We start from the raw sequence: 26,151 nt of genomic DNA, 5'->3' as shown, positions 1-26,151 counted from the left end.
AGCTTTCCATGGCTAAATATCAAACACCTAAAGATAAGCATTCGCTATATTTTAAAGTCAAAGACCCGATCCTGTTGCTCCCGTTTTTACTCGAGGTGATGCCGAATCGCGGACGCAACTCGGTAAAATCAATTCTAAAACGAGGGCAGGTCACAGTGGATGACCATATCGAAACGAAACATGATTACAGATTGCATCCCGGCCAAACCATAGCTATTTTAAAAAATAAAGCTGCGGCAAAAGAAAATATTCTTGTGGGCATGACAATTTTATATGAGGACCAAGATTTGATAGTCATCCATAAGGAGGCTGGATTGTTATCCATCGCAACATTGAAAGAAAAGAAAATGACGGCATATCATCAATTGATCGAGCATGTAAGAAGGGAACACCCTCAAAACAAAATTTTTGTTGTGCATCGCTTGGATAAGGACACATCCGGTGTCATGATGTTCGCTAAAAATGAACGCACGAAGCAAGCTTTGCAGCGTTCCTGGAGAGAAAGTGTCAAAAAACGGACATATGTGGCATTGGTGGAAGGAAAAGTGTCAACTAAGAATGGCTATATTTCTTCTTGGCTGAAGGAAACAAGCACCCATTTGATGTATTCCAGCCCGACAAATAATGGCGGGCAGCATGCCATCACCCATTATAAAGTTCTCCAATCAAATCAACATTTCTCATTATTGGAGGTCCAATTGGAAACCGGCCGAAAAAACCAAATTCGTGTGCACATGCAAGACTTGGGTCATCCGGTTGTCGGCGACAAAAAATACGGTTCCAAGCACAATCCGATCCGACGTCTCGGGTTGCATGCGAAGACACTTTCCTTTATCCATCCGACTAAAGGGAAGCAACTTACTTTCGAAGCAGAAGTACCAAAGACATTTTGGAAGGTGTCCAAAAAATAGAAGATGCCAGTAAGAAAATATTTACCAACCCTATCATGAAACAATTTATAATCCTATTATAGGTTGGAAAAGAAAGGATGGATGAACAGGGATTATACATACTGTCATCTATCTTTTTTTGAACACATATAACCCATTTACTACGGCGACATTTTTATAACAGCGAAATCACCTAAGCAGTTTTCTATAGTTATTTTCATTTTCTTTTTTTCATTTTTTCTAAATTCCCCGGTGTTTATACTACCTGCATTTTTGGGTAAAATACAGTTATAATCTCATGGAGAATACATAGATAATTTTGGGAGAGATTTCATATGAAACATTTTACAAAAGAAGAAAAAATCAAGATTTTATATGACATTATTGCGATTAAATCTATTAATGAAAACGAAATTGAAGTGGCAAATTACCTAAAAAGTTTATTTGCTGAATACGGCATTGCATCTAAAATTGTACCAGTTACAGACACCCGTGTGAACTTAGTGGCTGAAATTGGAAGCGGAAGTCCAGTAATTGGCGTTTCTGGTCATATGGATGTCGTTTCTCCCGGTGACGAAAGTGAGTGGACTTCAGATCCGTTCACACTGACAGAAAGAGACGGGAAATTATACGGACGTGGAGCAAATGATATGAAAGCCGGTTTAGTAAATCTTGCTTTAGTGATGATTGAGCTCAAAGAAAATAATGAACTAAAAAATGGAACTGTCCGTTTTATGGCAACGACTGGTGAGGAAGTCGGCGGTGCAGGTTCTAAAAAATTATACGAAGAAGGCTATATGGATGATGTAGATTATTTGTGGGTAGCTGAACCCTCACATGATACGATTATCTACTCCCACAAAGGATCACTTAACTTGCGTGTAACATCTGTAGGTGAAGCTGCACACAGTTCTATGCCCGAACAAGGTTATAACGCGATTAATCCATTGATGAAATATCTATTGGAATTAGATGAAAAATTGAATGGCAATGCTCGTAAAAATGAAGTCTTGGATAAGTTGGTTATGAGTACAACTATTTTTAATGCAGGGAACCAAGTAAATTCAATTCCAGCGAAAGCAGTAGCTGAAATAAATGTGCGTACCATTCCAGAGTTTGACAACGATGAAGTAATTGACTTATTCAACAAAACAGCTGACAAATACAATGAAAAGAGCGCTGATATTGAGGTGGAAGTGACAATGTCATTACCAAGTGTCTTCACTTCAGGAAAATCTGAAATGGTTGATCTTGCTAAGAAACTCGGTAAAAAATATTTGGGTCTGGATATTTCTGTTAAAGGTTCACCCGGTGTGACAGATGCATCAAACTTATTACGAGGCAAAGATGACAACTTCCCATTCATGATGTTTGGTCCAGGCGAGACAAAAATGGCACACAAAACAGATGAATATGTTTACAAAGATTACTATTTTGCATTCTTCGATATCTTTAAAGCGTTAGTGTTAGGATTATCGAAATAAAAATAGGTTTTTCGGACAATAAAGGTGGCTGTCTGCAGTTTTTGGTGGCCAACTCTTTTTGCTTTGGTTTTTATCTCGTTGACAGCTAATGAGGCCATGCTATAATACCTTGAAATAAACAAGTACATCGCTTTGTATAAGTGATGTACTTTAGGAAATATAATGTATAAACATTCAGAGCTGTAATTGATTAAAGAACCTAACCTTAACTGCCAAGACTTGTCTTTCGTTCTACTAAATATCTCTTGTTTGTTTTTCATTATTCATGTGAAGCCACTATTTCTGCCTCTCCGGTCAGTTTATATTCCCCGATCCCGTAAGGAAGCACAAAATGAACACCTTTTTTAAGCGGGTAGCGCTTGTCACCAACCATTATTTCTGCATTACCAGAAATTACACTGACTTGGAGAAAATTTGCTTCCATGTTCATGTTCGCTGTACCATTGAGCTGCCAGCGGTATACCGAAAAATAGTCTGTTGCAACGAGCTTCTCACTTGTCAACCCGCCATGAATCTCTGTTATATGATCACTGGAAGCTGGCTTGTGCGGTACTGTCGTTACTTCTTTGGCACGATCCAAATGCAGCTCACGCTTATTTCCTTCTACATTTACACGATCATAATCATATACGCGGTAGGTGATATCAGAGCTTTGCTGCGTCTCGAGAATCACGGTACCTTTGCCGATAGCATGAATCGTACCACTTGGAACATAGTAAAAATCGCCCGCTTTTACCGGCACACGTTGCAACAGCTTGCCCCACTTTCCGTTATCCATCATTGCTGCTAGTTCCTCACGGGTTTTCGCGCAATGTCCTAAAACTAGTTCTGCCCCCGGCTCTGCACTTAAAACATACCAGCACTCTGTTTTCCCGTATGGAACGTTTTCCACTTCACGGGCAAAGGTATCATCTGGATGTACCTGAACAGATAAATCATCATTGGCATCTAATATCTTTATTAGCAGCGGATAAGCTTCTTCGTTGTCCGATTGCTTATTGAAGAGTTCCCCATGTGTCTCCCACGCATCCTTCAACGTCTTTCCTGCCAATGAACCGTTTTCAATGATACTTGGTCCGTTCGGATGGGCGGATATGACCCATGCCTCACCTGTGTGTTCAAATGGGATGTTATACCCGTATTCCGTCTGTAATTTTTGTCCACCCCATATTCGTTCTTGAAATACAGGCTTAAGAAAAATAGGTTCCTTATACATGTTGTTCCCTCCGTAATTGTTTGAAAGTCTTCTGAAGCTACTCACCCGTTTTTTTGTTATTCATCGCATGACCCTAGTATCACTTACTTTGGACATGCTACAATTAGTCTACCATGAACTTCTAAATATATTCTATCATTCTGATAAAGCGAGGAACCATTCCTATGAAAAAACTACCTTTAATAATGCTTTACGACTTGCAAAATCTGACAGACTATCCACTGCCGGCAGGTTATCATTTTCGCTATTTCGACCACCATGATGATAAAAAAATATGTGCAGAAATCGTCATTGCCACAAATGAATTCCCTACTGAGCAAGCGGCTCTTCAGCGCTTTGACAGTGAATTTTCGCCTCATCTTCCAGAAGCGAAGCATCATTTTCATTACAACGACAGATAGAAAAACGATTGGTACTGCTACAGCATGGTTCGGCACATGGGAAACAAAAGAAATTGGCCGGCTTCACTGGGTGGAAATCATTCCTGCCTATCAAGGGAAAAAGCTCGGACGATCTTTGATAGCAAAAGCGATGAGCTGGCTGGCCGATTATCACGAAAGCGCATTTCTAAAAACCCAAACCTCCAGTCAGGCAGCCATCCACATCTATCAGAAACTGGGTTGGAAGCCCGCTATCACTTCACAAAAGATCGATACGCCTGGAATCAGTTGAATGATTCTTCCTTCAAAGCATAGTTATCCGTCCTGGCAAGGCAGAAAAAAACATAAATAAAAAGACGCTTCTCAAACATATACAAGCGTGTCCCCTTCATCCGCCCATATCTTCGCCATCAAGTCAAGCAGCTGTAATAGGTTCCCCCATGGAAGAGACATGCAATAGGTCCTCTCAGGAAGCCTATCCCTCCTTAGTCCTATCTTCAAAATCTTTATGGAACCCCAGCCGGTTTCATGAAAGTTTAACCCTGCATAATTTACAGTTAATTACAAAGAATAGCAAGAAGGCTATTCAAAACGGAGGGTTTTATGTGGAACAAGGAAAACAAATCAGACTAACCTCAGGCGAAATAACACAACTTTGCTTACAATACATGGAAGATAGTGCAAGTATATGTTCTTTAAGTTATTTTTTAGAAAAAGCAGAGGATAAAGAGATAAAGCCTATCATTGAACATGCTTTGAAATTATCCCAGGCCCATGTACAAAAAATCAATCACATATTTACGGAAGAGAAGTATAAGGTTCCTTATGGTTTTACCGTGGAAGAGGATGTCGATCTCTCCGCCCCGAGATTATATGCTGACAGTTTTGTATTAACGTTCATACACCAAATGGCTGCAATCGGTCTTACAACATATGCAACAAGTTTGTCCTTTGCTGTCAGATCGGATATTACTGTTTACTATAAAGAATGTCTCTCAGAAACAATCGAATTATACGAGATGTCAAAAGACTTACTGTTATCAAAAGGGTTGTATGTGAGAGCGCCATACTTACCAAATGCCGATGAAGTGGAATTTGTAAAGAAACAAGGGTTTTTATGGGATATTTTAGGTGAAAAAAGACCTCTGATAGGATCAGAGGTGACTAATCTCTATGCAAATATACAAAGAAATGCTTTAGGTTCCGCCACTTTGACCGGATTCAGCCAAGTTGCCCAATCAAAAGACGTAACTTCGTTCATACTAAGATGTATAGAAGTTGCCAAAAAGCATATTTCATTATTTGGAGAGAAATTAAAGGAAAGCAACATGCCCATACCGATGACATGGGACGCAGATATTAGCAAGAGTACAGAATACACGTTTTCTGATAAATTAATGATGTATTATACAGCCTCTCTGATTGCGATTAGTGTTGGCTTTTATGGAGCTAGTATTAGTCAAAGTCCTAGAGCAGACTTAGGCCTGATGTATAATAGATTATCTGTTGAGATACAGAAACTTTCAGAAGATGGAGCGAATATCATGATTAAAAATAAATGGTTGGAACAGCCCCCTATGGCTTTAAATCGCAAGGACTTAGCCAAAGAAAACCAAAAATAAGGCTGGCAAAATAATATATGATGCAAAGCAATCAGCTAAATTTTGTAACGCATTACCTGAAGCGGTTCTGGTTCTTTTTAAAGATGCAGGCGGAAAAACTTTTCGTTTTTACCGCTTGCTATAGGGGTTATCGTTCTGACTAGTCTGCCTTTATCTGGCAAATCTTTTTTATCTACTAATGCCAGACTGGTTTCCAGCTGTTTAAACAAGAGCTAATTTTTTCAAAAAACCTCCTGATCTATTGGTTTCATATTATTCCAGCCACTCCACAATGGTGGCATTGGCCATTCCGTGACCTTCACACATAGTTTGTAACCCGTACCGTCCACCTGTCCTTTCCAATTCATGCAGCATCGTTGTCATCAGCCGGCCGCCACTCGCACCAAGTGGATGACCCAGGGCGATCGCTCCGCCATTCGGATTCAATTTTGCTTGATCAGCTCCAGTTTCCGCGAGCCAGGCAAGCGGCACCGAAGCAAAAGCCTCGTTCACTTCAAAAATATCAATATCTGCGATCGAAAGTCCACATTTCCGCAATATCTTTTGCGTTGCAAGAATGGGGCCGGTCAGCATCAATGTCGGATCAGATCCGATAACTGTTCGTGCTGCAACACGAAATCTGGCCTTCACTCCAAGCTCATCTGCCTTTTCCCGGGACATGATTAAGATGGCGACAGCACCATCACTGATTTGACTGGAATTACCTGCCGTGATGCTTCCCGTTTCCCGGAATGCAGGTTTTAGTCCTTCCAGCTTCTCAAGACTTGTATCATCTCTTGGGCCTTGGTCCTCTTTTATCATTGTTTTTGTACCATCTGGAAGTGTTACCTGCAAAGGCATGATTTCCTTTGCAAAACGTCCTTCATTACGAGCTATAATCGCTTTCCTGTGGCTTTCCAATGAAAATTCATCCATTTGCTTTCGGCTGAAGCCCCACTTATCTGCAATACGTTCCGCAGATAATCCTTGGTTGATGATTTCATATTTGTCCGTTAATGCCTGGCTAAGTTTGACTCCCTGCATGTTGGAACCCATAGGCACACGCGACATGCTCTCAATCCCGCCTGCTACAACCACGTCCATATCCCCGCTAATAATTGCCTGGCAAGCAAAATGGACAGCCTGCTGGCTTGATCCACATTGACGGTCAATCGTTGTTCCAGGAACTTGTATCGGATAACCGGCAATCAATGCTGCTTGTCGGGCAATATCAAATGCCTGCTCCCCGACTTGGGACACACAGCCGAGAATAACATCTTCAACCAAATCAGATGAAACACCAGCTCTCCTTAAAACTTCTGCTAAAGGCTTCGCCGCCAATTCCTCCGCCCTGATTCCGCTTAGCGCCCCGTTACGTCTGCCAACCGGTGTCCTGACAGCCTCAATGATCACAGCTTCCTGCATTGTTATCTTCCTTTCTTTTTGCCATTAACTGTTTTTGTCCAGATTCAGGATAAGATGCTGGACTAAGAAATATTGCTCTTCAGCGATATCAGGCCTTCTTCTCCTCAAACTTTACTGCATGGGAATGCGCTTACACACATTATAATATTCTTGGAGTGAACTTTCTACGCAAAAATGAATTAACTTAATAATGCAAAACAACGACTCATATACACTGAGGATAATGAATTATCCTCAGTGTATTAGTTCCTAGCAATTAAGATCGATCTGTGTATTTTTTAGCCTATGTATTAGACAAGCATTTTATATCTGCCATGCGCTTCCATAGCACGAAACTTGCATGATATACTAGTCAAATAGACGAAAAGGAGGCTTTTTTTATGACAATTGATCATCAAACGAGACTATCCAAATTACAAGAACATTTGCGTCAGCAAAACATAGACATCGGAATGATCACCACACCGGCAAATGTTTTCTATTATACCGGATTCCATTCTGATCCCCATGAACGATTCATGGCACTTATCATTGATAATCAAAATGGTGAAACTACTTTATTTGTTCCAGCTCTGGACAAGGAGATTGCTGAAGACGCATCCGCAGTCAAGAATATCGTCACGGTCTCTGATGAGGAGGATCCCTATGCAAAACTGAAACAAAAAATCACAGGGAAAGTTTCTCTTTTTGCACTGGAAATGAAAACAGTAAGCATGTTCCAGCATCAGCAGTTGCAATCATTCTTCCCTGAATCTGAATATGAAGACTTACAGCCATTCATTAACAGCCAGCGTTTGAAAAAAACAAGGAGCGAACTGGCCTATACCCAAAAAGCTGTCGATATTATTGAACAAGTACTGGCCGAAGGAATCAAAAAAGTAAAAATCGGCATGACAGAACTGGAATTGACTGCTGAATTGGAATACTTGATGAAAAAATTCGGTGCAAACGGTCCATCGTTCTCCACTATTGTGTTGTCTGGGGAAAAAGCTGCATTGCCACACGGCACACCAGGAGATCGTGCTTTTAAAGAAGGAGATTTCCTATTGATCGATATGGGGGTCGTCATCTCAGAGGGCTACTGCTCAGATATCACAAGAACCTTCATCATTGGCGAAGCCTCGGATAAACAGAGAGAAATATATGATATTGTCCGCCAATCCACTCTAGCAGGTATTGATGCTGTGAAAGCAGGCGTCCCTTTGAAAACATTCGATATTGCGGCAAGAAATGTCATAAAAGAAAGTGGTTATGGGCAATTTTTCAATAACCGTGTTGGACATGGGCTTGGTATCGAGGTACATGAGGAACCTTCTGTTCATGAGAATAACGAACAGATAGCTGAAAGCGGATTGTTGTTTACCATAGAGCCTGGCATCTATATTCCTGGATATGGAGGCGTCCGGATTGAGGATAATGTCTACATCAATGAAAAAGGTAAAGCTGAAGTAGTTACTGCTTTCCCTAGAGAGCTGCAGATTCTGTAAAAGTCAAACAAACCCTCTGCCATGTAGGCAGAGGGTTTCAAATTATAACCAAATCGATGGCTGCTCAAAAACGGTTGGTATTAAATAAAAGATAAATCTACGACAGAATGCCTAACACAGCTGTAATCTTAATAACTTCCTTCTATTAAAGCCGCAAAGCATACACACCATTGTACGTATTGTGAAATTTCATCGTTTATTTCCCTATTTTTACGATTGAACTTAGAAAGCTATAAATCGCATCTCCTGCAATGATACCTGCTGCCATAATGGTCATATTTTGTTCTTGTTTTGGAGCGTATTTCAGCACAATTATCCTGATGATGATTCCAATCAGAACAGCCCAGCCTGCAAGGGCATTTGTTAATAGCAGCCCTGTACTGAACAATATTCCCAGTTGCTTACTTGAACCGCCGACAAGCTGTAATAATCCACCAGGTATTGCCCAAAGCATTAAGTGAACAGCAATGTCACTGGATACACCTGATTGTATCGTAGCTGCATATACATGGTTGATTGGCGGAACCAATCCTTGGGAAAAATAATGGTGAAAAGTGAACAAGACAATCACTGCAGCCACTGAAAAACCAACGATGGCCGCAAATAACTGGTGTCTTCTTCCCTCCTTCTCAAAATGCGGGTCCTTGCCATTCCCTCTTAACATAAACCCGGTTTTCAAGTCATACCCCATATCTGCAAAGGCTACTCCAGTACATGCGCTAAATCCTGCCAACATTGCCAAGGCCTCTATTGGAAATCCAATTAAAATGCCAATAATCAGTGTGATTAATGCCACAGCAAAAGCTGGAAACCAGCCAGCATGCATTGCTGCAATACCTACAATAAGTTCGTGGGCAAATGCTGCAATCGCGGCAAATAATATAAAGCCGATCATCATCACAGGAGACATATGGGTATACAGGCCTCCTGCCGCAGCCATGATAATCGAGATGGTGGCATACGCTACGAATCCGTATCCAAACCCTTGTCCAATTTCTTTTGTGCTTTTAACTTGGTAAACCTCTTCCTTCTTGCTGCTTTGCTTGTTTTTCTTAAAAATTAGAACCAATACCTGAACAAGCGCGACAACTCCTGCACCAATCATGAACCCATGCGGAACATAATAGTCATCTAAATTGAGACCAAAAACTGCTGGAGAGTATGAACTTACCAGCAAACCGATACCAAACATGGACAGCGCCCAAATGTTTCCGATAAAAGCAACACCAAAAGCAGACATCGGTATTTTAAATATCGAGCCTACAATACCAATCCCAATGCCTGAAAGGAGATATTTCGCCCTTTTTCCGCCTTCATCACCAGCTTTGATCGCTTCAGCCGTAGCTATTCCAGGAGGCCAGGCTTCCTTTGCCGGAAATACCTTGGTGTCAAAAAATTTATATAACAGCAAGGCATCAACAAACATTGCTAATATGACCCCAATAAAAAGCGGGATGATTAATTGCTCCATTCCCAAAACATATGGAATTCCAATAGGGAGAATCAAGCTGCTTGCTGCCCCAAACGTTGCTGCCGAAATGGCTGTTTGCACCAAATTCTGCGAATGAATCGATCTGAATTTTATCAACTGCCGTAATGGTATTCGCGCTAAAATCATCGCAAACACTGCCCCAACAATGGATGTGTTTGCTGAAATACCTAATGAAGTAATTAACTGAACCCCTATAATCGCACCAACCGCAGCCAAAAATAGAATGACAATTAATATCGCCGGATCCTTAATAGAAGGATGTTTCATGTGCGATTGTCTGCCATCTTCCAATTTTCTTTCTCCCATACCCGAGCCTCCCAGCCATCTTATTTTAGTGATAGGTATTACAGTTCAACAGTTTGATATGTTTCTCGATCTCAGTTTTTTTATCCAACAATCTTTTTAAGCATTCCTTCTTCTTTTCTTCGTATATACGATAAACTGGTCCGGCAACTGTTAGTGATGCGACAATCTTCCCTCCATTCCCGAATATAGGGACCCCGATGCCAAATACATCTTCTGCAAATTCCCCTTCTGAATAGCACCACCCCGCTTGTTTGATTTTCCTTAAATCACTTAGAATTTCTTTTTCGGTAACCAATGTATGGTCTGTGAATTTCTCTGTTCCCTTCTTAATAATTGCCAGCTGCTCTTTTTCATCCAGGAAAGCCATCATCACTTTGGTTGATGCCCCTACATAAAGAGGCGTCTTATAACCGATGGAAACTGCAAATTTAATCTGCTGGGTGCTTTCTGAAATTTCCACTGTTTTCCCATGATATCCATCTTTCCATGTCAGAAACACGGTTTCCTCGATCACTTCACTTAATTCCTTCATTAAAGGTACAACCAAATCAGACAAATTGACTTTACTTTGGACAACCGCTAATAAGTCATAGATTTTCGATCCTAACTCATATTTTTTCGTCAGTTCATCCTGTATTAAAAACCCTTTGTCCTCGAACGTTTTCAATATCCTGTATAAAACGGTATGATTCATTTCCATTTCTTTGGCAAGTTCCCTTAAGCCCCAGTCCGGGTTGCGTGGTGTGAACTTGGTCAATACATCCAAAGCAGTACTAAGCGATTTCAGCATGCTTTATTCCACCACTTTCATTATTTATTTTTGAGGGTCACCTGAAATATTTTCTCAGCTTCCTCACTGCTGAAAAATCCATTTTTAACATCTTTTTCAACTAAAGATTTATCCCTTTTTGCAGGGTCGCCATATCCTCCGCCTGATGGCGTAATTAATTGGACAACGTCTCCTTTATTTAATGCCAGTCTTGTTGTGACTCCGAAGGGGCCGAGAACATCTCCGTTTTTTCTATAAACCTTTATCATAGAAGAGGCACCATCACTGCCGCCATGCATCCCCCAAGGTTTAAACGCATGTCTGCCAAAACTTGCGGATAAATGCTGCTTATCACTTAAAACCTCGTATGATCGGACAACGCCTTTCCCTCCGATAAACTCCCCAGCTCCGCTGCTATCATCACGAAACCTGTAATCATTCACTCTTATCCCATATTTTATTTCTGCAACCTCAATGGGCACATTGTAGGTTTCACCATCCCCCATACAAAATTGTCCACTTTGGCCATCATGATTTTCACCGGCACCCCACCCACCGACAGATGGTTCTACAATCAAAAAATCATCTTTTGTATCAGGATGAACACCCGATAATGTGACGGAAGATACAGACAAAAGGTGTCCTGCTGAAAGTCGGTCCGGTAACAATGGCGCTAATGCCTTCCAAATGAGTTCCGCCCCACCAAGTCTCGCTTCAAAATTCATTGAGACAGGTGCTGGTCTTTCGGCCGAAACAATAGATTGCTTATCCGTAATAATCTTCAATGGCTTGAAAAGACCTTCTGTAATATTGAACCTGGGTTGCAGGATTGCCAAAAACATTACCCGGACACTGGCCATCAGGCCATAATACGAGCAATTTACCGGGGTGGCCACTTGGGGATGTGAACCGCGGTAATCACAAATAAATTCATCTTCAGTGATGGTTACTTTCACTTTAATTTTATAAGGTCCACCTTTATTAGGGTCACCTTCAATAAAATCCTCTGCTTCAAACTCACCTTTTGGTAAATGAGCCATTTCTTTCAAAGCATAAATCTCTGAGCCTTCAATTAAACGATCTATCACTGCTGTAATAGTATGGGAATCATACAGTTCACATAACTCTATGAATCTGTTGGCACCAGTTCTTAACGCTGCTACTTGCGCCCACATATCACCTATGGACAGTTTTGGCAGTCTGACATTTTTCGCAATGATCTTTTCAACTGCTTTATTCAACTTTCCTTTTTCAAAAAGTTTGACTCCTGGTAATTGGAGTCCCTCTTGGTAAATTTCTGTGGCATCGTTGGTAAATGAACCTGGATCTTTGCCCCCAACCTCTGTCCAATGACCTTTGTTTGCAGAGAATGCCACTAGCTTGCCATGAGCGAAAATCGGCATGACTAAACCAACATCAGACAGATGTGAACCGCCGCCCGTGTATGGGTCATTAATGATGATAATGTCTCCATCATATAAATCTTCCTCAAAATCAGCTATCACAGATTTGACCATGGGACTCAACATCCCGATAAAAGAAGTGACACCATTCCCCTGGCTGACCAGATTTCCTTTTGCATCGGTCAGCCCGCAAGCGTAATCCAATACTTCATAAATGATTGGACTCATGGATGTCCTTGCCAATGCAGCAAACATTTCTTCACCGATAGACATTAGCGAGTCTTTAATAACTTCCTTTATAAAAGGGTTATGCGTTGTCATTTATTATCCACCTCGATTTCGATAACAATGTTGCCAATTTCATCAACCTCCGCTCTTTGATTGGTTAATACCAATGTGGACGTTGTGCTTTCTTCGATTATTGCCGGCCCAGTGACAATATGTGATGGTTCTAGCTGATTTCTGTTGTAAACAGGTATATTCATCCAACCTGTTTCCCTAAAATAAACATCCCGATTTTCCAGCATGGCATCAGCTAAGTCAGCGCCTGTCCTTTTCTTTTTCGGCTGCTGATATTTTTCCACTTGCCCTAAACTGGTTAAATGTAAATTCACTATTTCAACTTCAGCCTCCGGTAACATAAATGTATAGTTTTGCTGATGAAGCTCATGAAAGTTATCCTTCAATATTCGGATGAATTCCGTGTCCCATATGCTATTTGTAATGGGGACTTTCACAGTGTGCTCCTGTCCCACGTAACGAAGATCAACAAATTTATTGAAAATAACACGATTTTCGTTTACATTTTCTCTTTCATACTGTTTTAGCGCTTCTTGTTCCATCTTATGCCACAGATTATTGATATCATCAAATGCTAGTTTATCGAGTTTTTGTAAATAAGTTTGAATATAATCGTGCCTGATATCCGTCATCAGCATCCCCCAGGCAGAAAAAACAGATGCAGAAAAAGGAATAACAACTTTTTTTATACCTAGGTTTCTTGCAAGCTCTGTTGCGTGCATCGGTCCGCCACCACCGAACGCTATCATCGTGAAATCACTTGGATTATATCCTTTCCGGACTGAAATCAGTTTTAAAGCATTCAGCATATTCGAATTTGCCATATCAATCATACCTAATGCTGCATCTTCTATTGATGTATTGAACTTATCTGCTACCACTTCGCGGATAGACTTGCTTACCATGTTTCTGTCCACTTTGAAATCAAAGTTTTTTTCCGAGAGCCGCCCTACCAGCAAATTCGCATCTGTCGTTGTTGGCTTTGTACCGCCAAGTCCATAACATACTGGTCCAGGCTTCGATCCAGCAGATTGCGGTCCTACTTTTAGAGACCCTAATTCATCGATCCAAGCAATGGAGCCTCCACCATTGCCAATTTCTACAATATCCACCACGGGAACTTTTATCGGATATCCAGCGTTTTTCTCGTTTTTTTCAATATAATAATCTGTGTTGACGCGAACTTCACCGTTGCTGATTAAGGAGCATTTCGCGGTTGTGCCGCCGATATCGAAAGCGATGATATTGTGCTCGCCAATCATCTCCCCCAAAACAGCTGCACCATATATTCCAGCTACGGGTCCCGATTCTACCAGATTGATTGGATAGTCCTTCGCACTTTCAAAAGTAGTCACACCTCCATTGGATTGCATGATATATTTAACGCCCTCCAACCTATGGCTGCTCAATTTTTCCGAAAGCTGGTCTATGTATTTATTTGCTAGTGGCTTTACATAAGAATTCAATACAGCCGTGTTGGTTCTTTCGTACTCCCTCCACTCTTTGGTAATCTCGCTGGAAATACTGATGGGGATTTCCGGCCAAACTTCGTGTATTATTTCTGCTACCTGTTGTTCATGTATCGGATTCTTGTATGCGTGTAACAGGCAAACAGCCAAAGCATCTACTTTTTCCTTTTTGAAATAATGAAGTGCCTCCATGACACTTTGCCTATTTAAAGGAGTGACAACCTCCCCTTTATAATCCATCCTCTCCTCTATTTCTACTCTCAAATACCTTTCAACAAACGGCTTAGGTTTCTCATACTTGAAATTGTATAAATCAGGTCTGTTGCCGCGGGCAATTTCTAACACGTCTCTTGTCCCTTTGGTAGTAATCAGGCCAACGCTAGCTCCTTTTCTTTCTGTAAGGGTATTAATCACCACGGTTGAGCCATGAAAAAACATATCGATTGCTTCAAAAGATATGCCAGTCTTTTCCATTACATCGATGATACCGTTTTCAAAATGTGGCGGTGTGGAATGTGTTTTATTAAATCCCATTTTCCCCGTATCATCAATATAAAGCAGATCAGTGAAGGTTCCTCCAATGTCAGTAGCTATTCTCATCTTTATGGCCCCTCTCATTGTTGTATGGTTCACTTTAAGAACCAATGGTTCATTTTGTTATTATTAAATTATCACATTGACTGATAATTTTCAATAGAAAATAAAATGCATAGTATATTAATGATATGAAACATAATAAAATATCCCGTATAAAGGACATTCCTTTATACGGGATACAGGTAGTCATATCACCTTTTTCAGCATCTATGCTTGTTTAACGTCATATTCCTTTCCTGTAACTTCTGTAAATTGATCGGGAGCAATTCTGGCTTTCATATTCATCGCGACATAGTAAACAATCCCGGATACGATCAAGGACTGAACAGCCGGCAACCCAAAAGCCGTGACGTACTGGGTCAAATAACCTATTAGCGTACCTACCACTAAAGCAATTGTAGCCATCCAATTCCAGCCGCTATTGTCTTTCCAAGTTCGTTTACGAATGAAAAAGAAATCCACCATCATGACACCAGCAATGGCGGGATACACTAATGCTGTTAAATACAAGAAATCCATGAAATAATCAAGGATACCAGCTAACGCTACGATAATCGCAATAATAGTTCCTCCAAATGTAAGGAGTGCCCTGCCTCTATTCGAATTGACGTTCAGCATGTTGGCTAGTGCCAGCCCCATACTATAATTATTGACCAACTGGCTTGTCCACGTAGCAAACCATAAAATTAAAAATCCCCAAATCGGAAAGCCCAAGTTCATCATTACATTGACAATATCAGCATCCCCGACACCCACAGACATAACAGCTCCGACGATAAACAATGGAAAACCGACAACCACGATTCCCATCGGAATAAAAATATTATCTTTAATCGCAGGTTTTGCATAGCGAGTATAATCAGAAGCAATCACCCACTGTGAGACATTTGCGCCTATCACCAAGCTGATTGCTGCTAAAATCCCGATGGATGGTTGCGGATCCCAGCTCGTAATCGTTTCCCACCCAGTGTTTTTCAATGCATAATAAATTCCTCCTGCAATCAAAAGCAAGCCTGCTGGTACAGCAATGTAATCCGTCCATTTCATCGACCCATACCCAATAATTGAGGGAATAGCAAATAAAAAACCAGCTACGACAGTGATTAACGCCCATAACCCCCATTGTTTCGCATAGTCTACACCAAACATGGCTGCAATTGCATTTCCAGCTACTGATGTTTGGACGGCCCACCATCCCAAAGAAACAATAAATATGGTTAAGCCGACAATGAATCGCGCTTGGATGGCACCAAAACTAGTTCTTGCTATAACGGAAGAAGAACGGCCGGTTTTCGCCCCGATATAGCCCTGTAATGCATTTCCAGTCCATTGAATTACAAAAAGAGCGACAATTAAAATGAAAAAAATTTTACCAAGCCCATAACTTCCCGCCAGTGTAGCCCCTACCATCAATACTGGGATCGTAAATTCCAAGCCCCCAAAAATCATCGCTGGCGTCATCCAGTGTTGGCGCTGTTCGTCAGGTACAGCTTGAAGCGCCACATCCTTTTCGATACTCTTTTTTGATTGATCTGCCACATCCTCTACCTCCTTTTATGAGTATAAACAAGCTCACTACATCCAAATAAATGAATATTCAGTAAAATTTAAGGGCAGTAGTAGAACATATTTTTTCTACTACTTAAATTCCCTATTTTCATTCACTTTTTACAAGTGCCCAGACAATCTGACATGGCTCTTCACCTGTATTGGCAGTCCAATGCTGTTCACCAGCGGGAATGAATGTAGCATTGGATTCTGACACACTGAATTGTTCCCCGCCGCTTTCACCCTCCATTTTCCCACTGATGATTACAGCATACTCATTTTCTTCATGCTTTGAAAAACCCTTCTCCGGCACCCTCTCTCCAGGAGCGATAGTTACAGTGCCGAATGTGATTGTAGCATGTTTGGTTTTTTCCTCGAACAATGTCAAGAGTCCCTCTGTACGAAAACTTCCCTGCTTTTTCTCCACTCATTACCCTCCACGATTATTTTCTTATTTCAAGTTCTTCGTATTCGAATGTTTCTGAATCCACTTTTACGCCAAACAACGTTTCGGCTTCTTCCACAGAATAGTATTCATTTTTGACATCTCTGGCAACCTGTGCTGCTGGGCGTTTCAATGGATCTCCATACCCACCGCCTGTTGCCGTCATTAATTGCAGCACGTCATTTTTTTGTAAAGGATAACGGGGATATACCCCATGAGGACCGTCCACTTCACCACCAGCTTTTTGAATATAAAATTCATTAAGGGACCCTTCTAAACCGCCGCCAGTACCCCAGAGACGAAATTTATTACGGCCGAATGTGATTGTAGCAGCCTGCTCGTCTGTCATTGCCCGGTACGAGCGGACAACTCCTTTACCGCCAACATATTCGCCAGCTCCGGCGCCATCAGTACGCAAACTGTATTCATCCAGCATGACACCATATCGTGTCTCTGCCACTTCTACCGGAACATTATACGTTTCACCGTCAAGAATACAGAATTGTCCGCTTGCCCCATCTTGTCCATCAGCTCCGCCCCATCCGCCAACAGATGGTTCAACAATCAAGAATGGTTCATTCGTATCCTGATGTAATCCGGATAGTGTAACGGAACATACGGATAAAAGATGCGCCGCAGCCAGTCGATGCGGTATATGCGGAGCCAGGGATTTCCAGATAAGATCAGTGCATCCAAGCATCGTTTCAAAATAGTTTGACGTTGGAGCTGGCCTTTCTGCAGACATGATGGATCTTTCATCGACAATGATTTCCAACGGTCTGAATACGCCATCATTCACATTTTGGTCTGGATTCGTGATAGCGAGGAAGATCGTGCGCACAGCCGAGGCGAGCCCTGTAAAAGAGCAATTCACCGGACCTGGCACTTGCGGGCTGCTCTCCCTGAAATCACAGACGAACTTATCATCTGAAATAGTGACTTTCACCTGAATAGGAAATGGTCCATTCCCTATCCCATCCGTTTCTACAAATCCCTCTGCAGTGAAGGTTCCTTTCGGCAGTTTTTTCAGTTCTTGTCTGGATATAGTCTCCCCATGATCTAATTGATTCTCAATGGCAGCAAGCACAGTGTTTTTCCCATATTTACCGCAAATTTCTTTCACCCTTCGCTCTCCAGTTTTTAATGCTGCGACTTGCGCCCACATGTCTCCGAGAGATAAATCAGGAAAACGAACATTGGCACGGATGATTTCAACAAGACCTTCGTTCAATTCACCGCCATCATATAATTTAACGGAGGGAAACTGCAGCCCCTCTTGAAAAATATCTTTTGAATCATTTGTAAATGAACCGGGGTCCTTACCGCCGACTTCCGTCCAATGCGCTTTATTGGCAGAAAACGCGACCAACTCATTTTCATAAAATATTGGCATGACTAATCCAACATCAGACAAGTGGGAGCCTCCCCCTCCATACGGATCATTGATAATGATGATATCTCCAGGTTTTAATTGTCCATTTTCACCATATTTCTTACGTGTTTGTTTTACCATAAAGGAAAGCATACCGATAAAACCCGTAACACCATTACCTTGGGTCAACAATTGACCCTTTGCATCTGTCAATCCACTGGCATAGTCTAATACTTCATAGATAATCGGGCTCATGGAGGTCTTTGCCAATGCGATGAACATCTCATCCCCGGCAGCAAGCAATGAATCTTTCACTATTTCCAATGTAAATGGATCGACTTTCGTTTCATTCATCAACATTTAATTCGCCCCCGTTTCTATGATTATATTGCCATAATCGTCCACCATAAGGGATTGCCCTTCATAAATGACGGTTACTGCGGCTTTTTCTTCAATAATTGCAGGACCATGAATCACTTTCTTGAGAGGCAGCAATTCACGCTGATACACATCTGTTTGCACCCAGCCTTTGGGATTTTCAAAAAAGACGTTTCTTGTCTCTATTCTGGCGTCCTCCAGCGTTGTATGTCGGTCTATTTTTTGAATGACTGGCTTTTGTACTTTGCCAAAAGCTGTCACATGTAAGTTCACGATTTCGGTTTCCGTGTCATCGAGTCTGAAGGTGAAATTTTGTTCGTGTAATTGGTGAAACTTATCTACAATGATGTTGAAGTGCTCGTCAGTCCATTCGCCTGATGGAACAGGGACCTTCACCGTATGTTCCTGCCCCAGATAACGCATGTCAGCAAATCTCTGAAATACAATGTCTTTTTTGATGATGCCCTCTTGTTCGAATTGCTGGTAAGCACCTTCTTCGATTTCTTTCCATTGTTTCATGATTTCATGAAGTTTTAAGTTTCCAATCCGTTTGATATACGTTTTAATGTAATCGTGGCGCAAATCACTCATGAGCATTCCCCAAGCTGAAAATACCGGAGATGCAATCGGGATTACGACCTTTTTAACCCCTAATTCTTTCGCTAGTGCCGGTGCGTGCATGGAACCGCCGCCTCCAAAGGCTACCAGCGTAAAATCTTGCGGATTATGCCCTTTTCTGATAGATATCAACTTTAAAGCATTCAACATATTGGAATTGGCTATTCGAATGATTCCTAATGCAGCTTCCTCTGCTGTCATGCCAAAATGATCTGCTATTTTATCCGCCATAACGTCTCTTACCAAATCCAGGTCGACATCATAATCGAAGTTTTTGGCTGAAAGCCGGCCAGTAAGCAAATTGGCATCTGTAGTGGTCGGCTCAGTTCCTCCTTGGCCGTATGAAACCGGTCCAGGGACAGCACCCGCAGATTCGGGACCGACCTTTAAGGCACCAGCATCATCTAACCATGCAATGGACCCTCCTCCATTTCCGATTTCAACAATATCAACAACAGGTGCTTTGATTGGATATCCAGCATGTCTATCATTGCGTTCTATATAATAATCTGTCGATACTTTCACTTCGCCGTTCTCTATGAGAGAACATTTGGCTGTCGTGCCGCCAATATCGAATGCGATGATGTTTTTCTCATTGATCAAGTCTCCTAAAACCGCGGCACCATAAATTCCTGCGACTGGACCAGACTCTACCATGTTGATAGGAACTTTTTTAGATTCTTCAAATGTGGTTGTACCGCCATTGGATTGCATAATAAAATTTTTGCTATTACCATTGAATTCCTTCAATTCATTGTGCAGCTTATTTACATAAGTTGCTGCAGCGGGTTGTACATATGCATTCAATGCCACGGTGTTTGTTCGCTCATACTCCCGCCACTCCTGAGTTACTTCATAAGAAGCTGATACTGCGACCTCCGGCCATAATTTTTTTATCATCCTAACCGTTTCCTTTTCATGGGTCGGATTCACATAGGAATGCAAGTAAGCCACGGCGATAGCCTCGACTTTTTCTTTTTTGAAATACGCCACAATATCTTTAATCTGCCCGGTGTCTAAAGGAACCAGTTCTTCTCCTTTGTAGTTAAGGCGTTCGTTCACTTCTTTTCTTAAGTAACGTTCAATAAACGGTTCAGGTTTTTTATATCTGATATTGAATAAATCTGGACGATTACCACGTGCTATCTCCAAAATGTCTCTGAATCCCTTTGTGGTAATCAACCCGGTTTTAGCACCTTTTCTTTCTGTCAGCGCGTTTATGATGACAGTCGTTCCATGAATAAACGTTGATATTTCATTCTTATCCGCAATACTTTTATCAACGACATCCATCACCCCTTTTTCAAAATTCGGCGGAGTGGTATGGCTCTTTGCGACCTCGACACGGCCATGCTCATCCACATATACTAAATCTGTAAATGTTCCACCAATATCTGTTGCAACCCTCATTTCCTTCACCCTTTTTCAACTTTTTATTTTCAAAATATAACTGGTGTCAACACGCTTATCAATACAGCCTCATCATTTGTCGGGTTCTTCCATTCATGCAGCTTTTCGGAGGGGAAATGAATAGAATCACCTGCATTCAATAGGTACTCTTTTCCCTCAATCCTGAAAACAAGGACACCCTCCACAACAAAATAAAATTCTTCGCCAGGATGACTGTATCTTTCCTCATAAGGCGTATTCGGAGGCACTGTTACCATGATCGGCTCCATTTTCCGCTCTGGGAATTGGCCTGCCAGACGGGTATATGCAATGTCTGATCCTTCCAGTCTAAACTGTTTTCTTTCCTCTTTTTTCAGCAAATAATTATGATTTTCAATTTCATTAAAAAAATAAGTGATATGCATGCCAAACGCATCCGATATTTTTTTTAAAGAAGTGATTGCCAGTGAAGATGTCCCTCGCTCAACCTGTGATAAAAAACTAACAGATAAACCTGTACACTCTGCAAGATCTTTTAATGTCATCTCATTTTCTAATCTTAGGTTTCTGATTTTTTTATGAATATTTTCCATCCTATTTCTATCCTTTTAAACTATTAATTTTTCCAGTTTAGCAAGATTTTTTACACCTCCACTTCATTTTTTGTTATTCTAGCATAAATTTTCTATAATTAAAAGAAAAATTTATTTATTTTGTATAGATGAATAATTTGATTGCTTTGGAATAATAGTTTGATGCGTTTTATTAAAGAAGACCGCATTGTCTCTATAACGTTACTTGCCACTATGAAAATACAATAGGAATTGCTTACTGAACCTTCGCACGGGAACATATAAGAAGTTACTTGGCTGCTGCTACTGTAGTAAAGCCATTGAAAGGAGAAGATCAAGCATGACACAGAGCAATATTACGCGTGGAATTGACCATATTGGAATCACTGTACCAGACATGGAGGAAGCAACCCATTTTTTTAAGCATGTCTTTCATGCAAAAATTGCATATGACAACATGAAACCTGGCAATGCTCCCCAGGCAGGACCTGCAGCTGAAAAAGTATCAGGGATTCCTAAAGGAGCCAAAGCTATTCATATTCGGCTTCTATTGATCGGGCGGAGTGCGACAATCGAATTATTTCAATTTGAAAATACGAGACATCGAGAGCCATTGCATGCGAACGATTATGGGCTGCAGCATATGGCTGCACACCTTGGGGCATGTTAATGGAGTTGATTAGCTATCCTGGCGGTATGAACTATCCATCAGATAGTGAAGCGAAGCGTTGGACTCCTCCCGCTAACTAAACAACAGCATCAAAAAACACTTGGAAATCCAAGTGTTTTTTGCCTTGGCTTATTACCAATACTTCACACGCTCAAATCCTGGCCAATTCTGTCACATACTTCACGAAATCTTTACAATTCAAACTGGAAATAACATCAGCAGGTCTGCCCGCAGGTGAAATTTCAGTCCTTCCTTGGGCAAGGCCACGTGTACGGACGATGCTTTTCACTTTCTGTTTCGTCACTAAATCAGGATTCCCCACGGCTGCAACTGTAAGCACATCCCAAAGGAAGTAAGGTGAAGTTGTGCCAGTCAGTGGTGGAACTAATGCATAGCATTGCCCTAAGAAATCAATCCCGATATTTTGGCGCATAGAAGCCCAATATAACCTCATCCCCTCGGTAAGCGGTACTTCTATAGCACTTTCCACAGCTACAAGCTCAATGGGAAGTTCACTTTCCCATACCCTTTTTACCGCATGTGGGTCCCAGTAAGCATTCCATTCAGCTGTCCCATCACTTTGCGGATCCTCCACGTTCCCTTTCTCTGAAAATGAGCCGCCCATCCAGACTAGCTTGTCGATATTTCTTTGGATAGAAGGGTCTCTTGTCAGAGCACGTGCTAAATCAGTTAATGGGCCAGTGAACACCAATGTGACTGGCCGCTCACTGGCATGTATATGGTTGATTAGGTCTCTATGTGCTGGCAATTTGGATGTCTGCGCTTTGGTTGGAGGGAATTCATTCAGTATCGGCAGCGCATCAAGCCTATACGGATCTATACGCCATTCTTTTGGAAATGGGTGCTTGCCGCGAGAAGTTGATTCGGCTACTTCAATTTTCTTCCCGTGTCCAAAACGATCAATAATTTTTTTACTGGCGGATACGGCAGGTTTCAAATAACTATCCGCAGGAATGACACCAACACCAACTAAATCGATATGCTTCATTTGCAACAACAAAAACAAAGAAACCAAATCATCTATACCGCCATCATGATTGAAATAGACACACCTTTTCAATAAGTCATCCCCCTTTGGTTCCCTTTATAATATTTTGCTTAAGAATAGTTTCGTTCGTTCATGCTGGGGGTTGTTGAATAATTCGCTTGGGGTATTCTGCTCTACGATCAATCCCTCATCAATGAACAGCACACGGTCGCTTACCTCACGCGCAAAACCCATCTCGTGTGTCACTACAACCATGGTCATCCCCTCCTGTGCTAATTGTTTCATCACACTTAGCACATCACCGACCATTTCAGGATCAAGTGCAGAGGTTGGTTCATCAAACAGCATGATTTTCGGATTCATTGCTAGTGCGCGGGCAATGGCGACCCGCTGCTGCTGACCGCCGGATAAGGAATTAGGATAGCTGTTTGCCTTGTTTGCCAATTCGACTTTGGAAAGCAGTTCTTTTCCTTTTCGTCTGGCTTCCTCAACAGAAATACCCTTTGTTTTCAGTGGGGCAAGCATGATATTTTCCAAAACAGTCTTATGAGGAAATAAATTGAACTGTTGAAATACCATCCCGACTTCCTGCCTGATTTGATTTATCTTGGCATCTTTTGCAGTAATATCCTGACCATCAATGATCACCTGCCCTCCCGTAACATCTTCCAGCCTGTTCAAGCAACGCAAAAAAGTACTTTTACCTGAACCAGATGCACCAATGACACATAAGACCTCCTGCCTCTTTATAGAGACACTGATGTCCTTTAACACTTCAAAATCCCCAAAGGATTTATTTAAATTCTTCACTTCAATCATACTCACCGCAGTTCAAATCTCCTTTCCAGGTAGCTTGACAATAACGACAATAAATAAATCATGATAAAATACATGACTCCCACAGCAAGCCAGATTTGAAATGCTTTAAAGGTAGCTGCGATGACCACCTGCCCTTTCTGAGTCAAATCCGCGATTCCGATGACGGATAAAAGGGAGGTATCCTTCAAACTAATAATGGCCTGGTTGGTAAAGGTTGGCAGCATCCTTCTAAACGCTTGCGGGAGAATAATATAGCGCATCGTCTGCATGCTGCCCAATCCCAGGGACCTTGCTGCTTCAGTCTGTCCTTTATCCATCGATTGGATGCCAGCGCGCATGATTTCCGCAAAATAAGCCCCTGCATTGATCGCTACCGTCAAGATACCTGCTGATGTCCGGTCAAGTGAAATGATCCCGAGAGAATTCAATCCATAATAAAAGAAAAACAACTGAACCAGTATCGGAGTGCCCCGTATGGCATCCACAAATATTTTTGCTATCCAGTTCAATATTTTCCATGGTGATAACCGCAATAAAGCAACAATTAAACCAATCATAAAACCAATGATAATAGCAATGATGAATACATACGCCGTTACTTTCAGACCTGCCCATAAATATGGCAAAGCATTGATGATTGCTTCCATGAAGTACCACTCCCGTTGATGTGATTGGAGATTTTTCCGGATAATTTGGTACGGCTTGTTCAAAGCAAGGAAAACGCTGGTTGATTGTTTTATTAGTTTTATGGATATTCATTTGGCTCGTTTGCTTTCAAGCTATAAAAGGTGCCACCTGATCCCCTAATTGGCAGGGACCCATACACCGGCCCGGTAACTAAATTCTTTCCCCCATCTGGAAAAGAAGCGCGCTCCGCAAGCCGCGCCTCCATTTCCCTCTAATCATTCACCCAAATATTTATCCAGAATCTCATCATATTTTCCACTTTCTTTCAGTGAGGCTAAACCATCGTTGAGCTTTTTCAATAATTCATCCTGTTTCCCTTTCATGACAGACATCCCATAGTTGTCACCATTCAGACGATCACCGACTACCTGTAAGTCCAAATTACTTGTAGCAATCGCATAGGAAATGACTGGGTAATCCTCGATCAATGCATCCGCACTTCCATTAGATACCTCCTGGAACATTGAAGTGCTATCACTTACCTGTATCGTGTCATAACCATATTCATCCTTATGGTCTTCCGCAAACTTGGCACCTGTTGTGCCATTTTTGATGGCAACCATTTTTCCTTTTAAATCTTTTAGACTGGCAATTTTTCCATTTCCTTTTGCAACGACTAAAGAGAGACCTGCCTCAAAATAAGGATCCGAAAAATCGACTGTCTCTTTTCGCTCATCAGTGATACTCATGCCTCCCATACCGATATCCAATTCTCCAGCTTGCATGGAAGGAATGATACCGCCAAAATCCATCGCCTCAATTTTCACCTTGAATCCTTGATCTTTCGCAATCGCTTGAATTAAATCAATATCAATACCTTTGTATTTACCATCTTCCTGAAATTCGAAAGGCGGATAAGTCGTATCCACGCCAACTTTGTAAACTTCCTTCACGTTGTTTCCACCTGTCGCTTTATCACTGCTTCCGCACGCGGCCAAAGCCAACAAACAAATAAGCATGACAGCAAAAAGTATGATTTTTTTCAAGTGCCCCTCCCCCTTAAGGACTATCCTATGAACAAGTTATGCAATAAATTACAGAAAAAAGAACCAGCGAGCAGTCCCTTTGGTACTTCTTACAGCCGCTCTTCCGGCAAGTTTCTGGTGTTTAATATATCTTGACCTCATGAACCAGTTTGAAAGATTGATGAAATAAAAATTTCCTTGGAAAGGAAAAGCACCCGAATATATTCAGGTGCCTGGTTGCTATGCCGAGTGGTCCGTGAAAACTTGCTGGATGATGTAAAGGACCATGGCAAGGGTGATGGCAAGAAAACCCCATCCGAGCATTTTCTGTTCTACTTCCAAATAGTTATTACATATCTGTACAGGAATATCGATATAGACCCATGCCATGAGAGCGAACATTGACAAATAATTTAAAAAGATGAAGCTTTTCCCGATTACGCCTAGTTTTTTCCAGCTATCCCGTAAACTGATCCCAGTCAAAAAAGAAAGGCCGGTAAACTTAAACAATTCTATATACCAGATCACAAGCGATTCATCCAGTACACGCGGCAGCATCCAATACATCGTGATGGTGACAACCAGCAGCATTCCCGCCACACCATCTGCATTCCATTTTTGAAAAAAATTGTGATATCTGTTGATTACACTGCTTCCCATCAGCCAGCCGGAAACGATCAAAAGCGGGAGTTGGACCAGCATATGGGTAATCATCGCGGACTCAAACAACTCCCTGATGGGCGGCACCGCCAATAGTGTAAATAGGATCATTCCGGCAACTGTCTGTTTCATCACGGTTCCCCCTTTTCTATACGACTGTCCGAGGTGCTCCAGTGATGTGCACTGAACCAGAAACGTGC

23 protein-coding genes are annotated in these 26,151 nt (G+C 41.6%); 7 read left to right on the top strand and 16 right to left on the bottom strand.

Annotated features, from left to right (window positions below; all coding sequences use genetic code 11):
• The first annotated feature begins 8 nt into the window (after window positions 1-8).
• Window positions 9-911: an RluA family pseudouridine synthase gene (locus tag ACFSMW_RS13765; RefSeq protein ID WP_390356552.1), complete on the top strand. Its 903-nt coding sequence runs from the start codon at window positions 9-11 to the stop codon at window positions 909-911.
• A gap of 314 nt (window positions 912-1,225) precedes the next feature.
• Window positions 1,226-2,374: an ArgE/DapE family deacylase gene (locus ACFSMW_RS13760; RefSeq protein WP_390356549.1), complete on the top strand. Its 1,149-nt coding sequence runs from the start codon at window positions 1,226-1,228 to the stop codon at window positions 2,372-2,374.
• 259 nt (window positions 2,375-2,633) lie between these two features.
• On the opposite strand, the gene manA is transcribed toward ACFSMW_RS13760, so the two are convergent.
• Complete coding sequence (manA, locus tag ACFSMW_RS13755; RefSeq protein ID WP_390356548.1) at window positions 2,634-3,590, bottom strand: mannose-6-phosphate isomerase, class I; 957 nt, start codon at window positions 3,588-3,590, stop codon at window positions 2,634-2,636.
• Window positions 3,591-3,754: 164 nt separating this feature from the next.
• Between manA and ACFSMW_RS13750 the strand changes: the two genes are divergently transcribed.
• The 3 genes from ACFSMW_RS13750 (at window position 3,755) to ACFSMW_RS13740 (ending at window position 5,592) form a co-directional block, all read left to right on the top strand.
• Entirely contained in the window at window positions 3,755-3,991 is a 237-nt protein-coding gene (locus ACFSMW_RS13750) for a hypothetical protein (protein WP_390356546.1), read from the top strand.
• Complete coding sequence (locus tag ACFSMW_RS13745; protein ID WP_390356807.1) at window positions 3,933-4,262, top strand: GNAT family N-acetyltransferase; 330 nt, start codon at window positions 3,933-3,935, stop codon at window positions 4,260-4,262. Before ACFSMW_RS13750 ends, ACFSMW_RS13745 begins: the two co-directional genes overlap by 59 nt.
• Before the next feature lie 313 nt (window positions 4,263-4,575).
• On the top strand, window positions 4,576-5,592 hold the full coding sequence (locus ACFSMW_RS13740; protein ID WP_390356544.1) for a DUF3231 family protein: 1,017 nt from the start codon (window positions 4,576-4,578) through the stop codon (window positions 5,590-5,592).
• A gap of 252 nt (window positions 5,593-5,844) precedes the next feature.
• On the opposite strand, the gene ACFSMW_RS13735 is transcribed toward ACFSMW_RS13740, so the two are convergent.
• Window positions 5,845-6,996, bottom strand: coding sequence for a thiolase family protein (locus ACFSMW_RS13735; protein WP_390356542.1), 1,152 nt, complete (start codon window positions 6,994-6,996; stop codon window positions 5,845-5,847).
• Window positions 6,997-7,376: 380 nt separating this feature from the next.
• Here ACFSMW_RS13735 and ACFSMW_RS13730 point away from each other — a divergent pair, with 380 nt between their 5' ends.
• The gene (locus tag ACFSMW_RS13730; protein ID WP_390356540.1) at window positions 7,377-8,483 is read left to right on the top strand and encodes a M24 family metallopeptidase; all 1,107 of its coding nucleotides are present in this window, start codon (window positions 7,377-7,379) and stop codon (window positions 8,481-8,483) included.
• Window positions 8,484-8,679: 196 nt separating this feature from the next.
• On the opposite strand, the gene ACFSMW_RS13725 is transcribed toward ACFSMW_RS13730, so the two are convergent.
• The 9 genes from ACFSMW_RS13725 to ACFSMW_RS13685 all read right to left on the bottom strand — a co-directional run bounded on the left by ACFSMW_RS13725 (window position 8,680) and on the right by ACFSMW_RS13685 (window position 21,162).
• Entirely contained in the window at window positions 8,680-10,281 is a 1,602-nt protein-coding gene (locus tag ACFSMW_RS13725; protein ID WP_390356539.1) for an OPT/YSL family transporter, read from the bottom strand.
• A 25-nt stretch (window positions 10,282-10,306) separates the two neighbouring features.
• Window positions 10,307-11,071, bottom strand: a complete 765-nt coding sequence (locus ACFSMW_RS13720) for an IclR family transcriptional regulator (protein WP_390356537.1) — start codon at window positions 11,069-11,071, stop codon at window positions 10,307-10,309.
• Between the two features lie 20 nt (window positions 11,072-11,091).
• On the bottom strand, window positions 11,092-12,774 hold the full coding sequence (locus ACFSMW_RS13715; protein WP_390356535.1) for a hydantoinase B/oxoprolinase family protein: 1,683 nt from the start codon (window positions 12,772-12,774) through the stop codon (window positions 11,092-11,094).
• Complete coding sequence (locus ACFSMW_RS13710) at window positions 12,771-14,822, bottom strand: hydantoinase/oxoprolinase family protein (protein ID WP_390356533.1); 2,052 nt, start codon at window positions 14,820-14,822, stop codon at window positions 12,771-12,773. The genes ACFSMW_RS13715 and ACFSMW_RS13710 overlap by 4 nt, the downstream gene beginning before the upstream one ends.
• A gap of 204 nt (window positions 14,823-15,026) precedes the next feature.
• Window positions 15,027-16,358: a purine-cytosine permease family protein gene (locus ACFSMW_RS13705; protein WP_390356532.1), complete on the bottom strand. Its 1,332-nt coding sequence runs from the start codon at window positions 16,356-16,358 to the stop codon at window positions 15,027-15,029.
• Window positions 16,359-16,476: 118 nt separating this feature from the next.
• Entirely contained in the window at window positions 16,477-16,794 is a 318-nt protein-coding gene (locus tag ACFSMW_RS13700; RefSeq protein ID WP_390356530.1) for a cupin domain-containing protein, read from the bottom strand.
• Window positions 16,795-16,810: 16 nt separating this feature from the next.
• Window positions 16,811-18,538, bottom strand: a complete 1,728-nt coding sequence (locus ACFSMW_RS13695; protein ID WP_390356805.1) for a hydantoinase B/oxoprolinase family protein — start codon at window positions 18,536-18,538, stop codon at window positions 16,811-16,813.
• Window positions 18,539-18,544: 6 nt separating this feature from the next.
• On the bottom strand, window positions 18,545-20,590 hold the full coding sequence (locus ACFSMW_RS13690) for a hydantoinase/oxoprolinase family protein (RefSeq protein ID WP_390356528.1): 2,046 nt from the start codon (window positions 20,588-20,590) through the stop codon (window positions 18,545-18,547).
• A 29-nt stretch (window positions 20,591-20,619) separates the two neighbouring features.
• Window positions 20,620-21,162: a helix-turn-helix domain-containing protein gene (locus tag ACFSMW_RS13685; protein WP_390356527.1), complete on the bottom strand. Its 543-nt coding sequence runs from the start codon at window positions 21,160-21,162 to the stop codon at window positions 20,620-20,622.
• A gap of 319 nt (window positions 21,163-21,481) precedes the next feature.
• Here ACFSMW_RS13685 and ACFSMW_RS13680 point away from each other — a divergent pair, with 319 nt between their 5' ends.
• The gene (locus ACFSMW_RS13680) at window positions 21,482-21,811 is read left to right on the top strand and encodes a VOC family protein (protein WP_390356526.1); all 330 of its coding nucleotides are present in this window, start codon (window positions 21,482-21,484) and stop codon (window positions 21,809-21,811) included.
• Between the two features lie 151 nt (window positions 21,812-21,962).
• Here the strand turns inward: ACFSMW_RS13680 and ACFSMW_RS13675 are convergent, their stop codons facing one another.
• From ACFSMW_RS13675 to ACFSMW_RS13655, 5 genes are all read right to left on the bottom strand, one after another.
• The gene (locus ACFSMW_RS13675; RefSeq protein ID WP_390356524.1) at window positions 21,963-22,892 is read right to left on the bottom strand and encodes a nucleoside hydrolase; all 930 of its coding nucleotides are present in this window, start codon (window positions 22,890-22,892) and stop codon (window positions 21,963-21,965) included.
• Window positions 22,893-22,916: 24 nt separating this feature from the next.
• Complete coding sequence (locus tag ACFSMW_RS13670; protein WP_390356803.1) at window positions 22,917-23,639, bottom strand: amino acid ABC transporter ATP-binding protein; 723 nt, start codon at window positions 23,637-23,639, stop codon at window positions 22,917-22,919.
• Window positions 23,640-23,641: 2 nt separating this feature from the next.
• On the bottom strand, window positions 23,642-24,286 hold the full coding sequence (locus tag ACFSMW_RS13665) for an amino acid ABC transporter permease (RefSeq protein ID WP_390356522.1): 645 nt from the start codon (window positions 24,284-24,286) through the stop codon (window positions 23,642-23,644).
• Between the two features lie 255 nt (window positions 24,287-24,541).
• Entirely contained in the window at window positions 24,542-25,312 is a 771-nt protein-coding gene (locus ACFSMW_RS13660) for a transporter substrate-binding domain-containing protein (RefSeq protein ID WP_390356520.1), read from the bottom strand.
• Window positions 25,313-25,531: 219 nt separating this feature from the next.
• Window positions 25,532-26,083: a hypothetical protein gene (locus ACFSMW_RS13655; protein ID WP_390356518.1), complete on the bottom strand. Its 552-nt coding sequence runs from the start codon at window positions 26,081-26,083 to the stop codon at window positions 25,532-25,534.
• Between the last annotated feature and the right edge of the window lie 68 nt (window positions 26,084-26,151).

The organism is Tigheibacillus halophilus (assembly GCF_042683165.1).
GTDB classification, from domain to species: domain Bacteria; phylum Bacillota; class Bacilli; order Bacillales; family Amphibacillaceae; genus Tigheibacillus; species Tigheibacillus halophilus.
This window is presented reverse-complemented; position numbering and strand designations above follow the sequence as displayed.

Bases quoted from the DNA above. Each gene is read 5' to 3' on its own strand.
- ACFSMW_RS13765 (WP_390356552.1), top strand. From the start codon at position 9: ATGGCTAAATATCAAACACCTAAAGATAAGCATTCGCTATATTTTAAA.
- ACFSMW_RS13760 (WP_390356549.1), top strand. From the start codon at position 1,226: ATGAAACATTTTACAAAAGAAGAAAAAATCAAGATTTTATATGACATT.
- manA (WP_390356548.1), bottom strand. From the start codon at position 3,590: ATGTATAAGGAACCTATTTTTCTTAAGCCTGTATTTCAAGAACGAATA.
- ACFSMW_RS13750 (WP_390356546.1), top strand. From the start codon at position 3,755: ATGAAAAAACTACCTTTAATAATGCTTTACGACTTGCAAAATCTGACA.
- ACFSMW_RS13735 (WP_390356542.1), bottom strand. From the start codon at position 6,996: ATGCAGGAAGCTGTGATCATTGAGGCTGTCAGGACACCGGTTGGCAGA.
- ACFSMW_RS13730 (WP_390356540.1), top strand. From the start codon at position 7,377: ATGACAATTGATCATCAAACGAGACTATCCAAATTACAAGAACATTTG.
- ACFSMW_RS13725 (WP_390356539.1), bottom strand. From the start codon at position 10,281: ATGGGAGAAAGAAAATTGGAAGATGGCAGACAATCGCACATGAAACAT.
- ACFSMW_RS13720 (WP_390356537.1), bottom strand. From the start codon at position 11,071: ATGCTGAAATCGCTTAGTACTGCTTTGGATGTATTGACCAAGTTCACA.
- ACFSMW_RS13715 (WP_390356535.1), bottom strand. From the start codon at position 12,774: ATGACAACGCATAACCCTTTTATAAAGGAAGTTATTAAAGACTCGCTA.
- ACFSMW_RS13710 (WP_390356533.1), bottom strand. From the start codon at position 14,822: ATGAGAATAGCTACTGACATTGGAGGAACCTTCACTGATCTGCTTTAT.
- ACFSMW_RS13695 (WP_390356805.1), bottom strand. From the start codon at position 18,538: ATGAATGAAACGAAAGTCGATCCATTTACATTGGAAATAGTGAAAGAT.
- ACFSMW_RS13690 (WP_390356528.1), bottom strand. From the start codon at position 20,590: ATGAGGGTTGCAACAGATATTGGTGGAACATTTACAGATTTAGTATAT.
- ACFSMW_RS13685 (WP_390356527.1), bottom strand. From the start codon at position 21,162: ATGGAAAATATTCATAAAAAAATCAGAAACCTAAGATTAGAAAATGAG.
- ACFSMW_RS13680 (WP_390356526.1), top strand. From the start codon at position 21,482: ATGACACAGAGCAATATTACGCGTGGAATTGACCATATTGGAATCACT.
- ACFSMW_RS13670 (WP_390356803.1), bottom strand. From the start codon at position 23,639: ATGATTGAAGTGAAGAATTTAAATAAATCCTTTGGGGATTTTGAAGTG.
- ACFSMW_RS13665 (WP_390356522.1), bottom strand. From the start codon at position 24,286: ATGGAAGCAATCATCAATGCTTTGCCATATTTATGGGCAGGTCTGAAA.
- ACFSMW_RS13655 (WP_390356518.1), bottom strand. From the start codon at position 26,083: ATGAAACAGACAGTTGCCGGAATGATCCTATTTACACTATTGGCGGTG.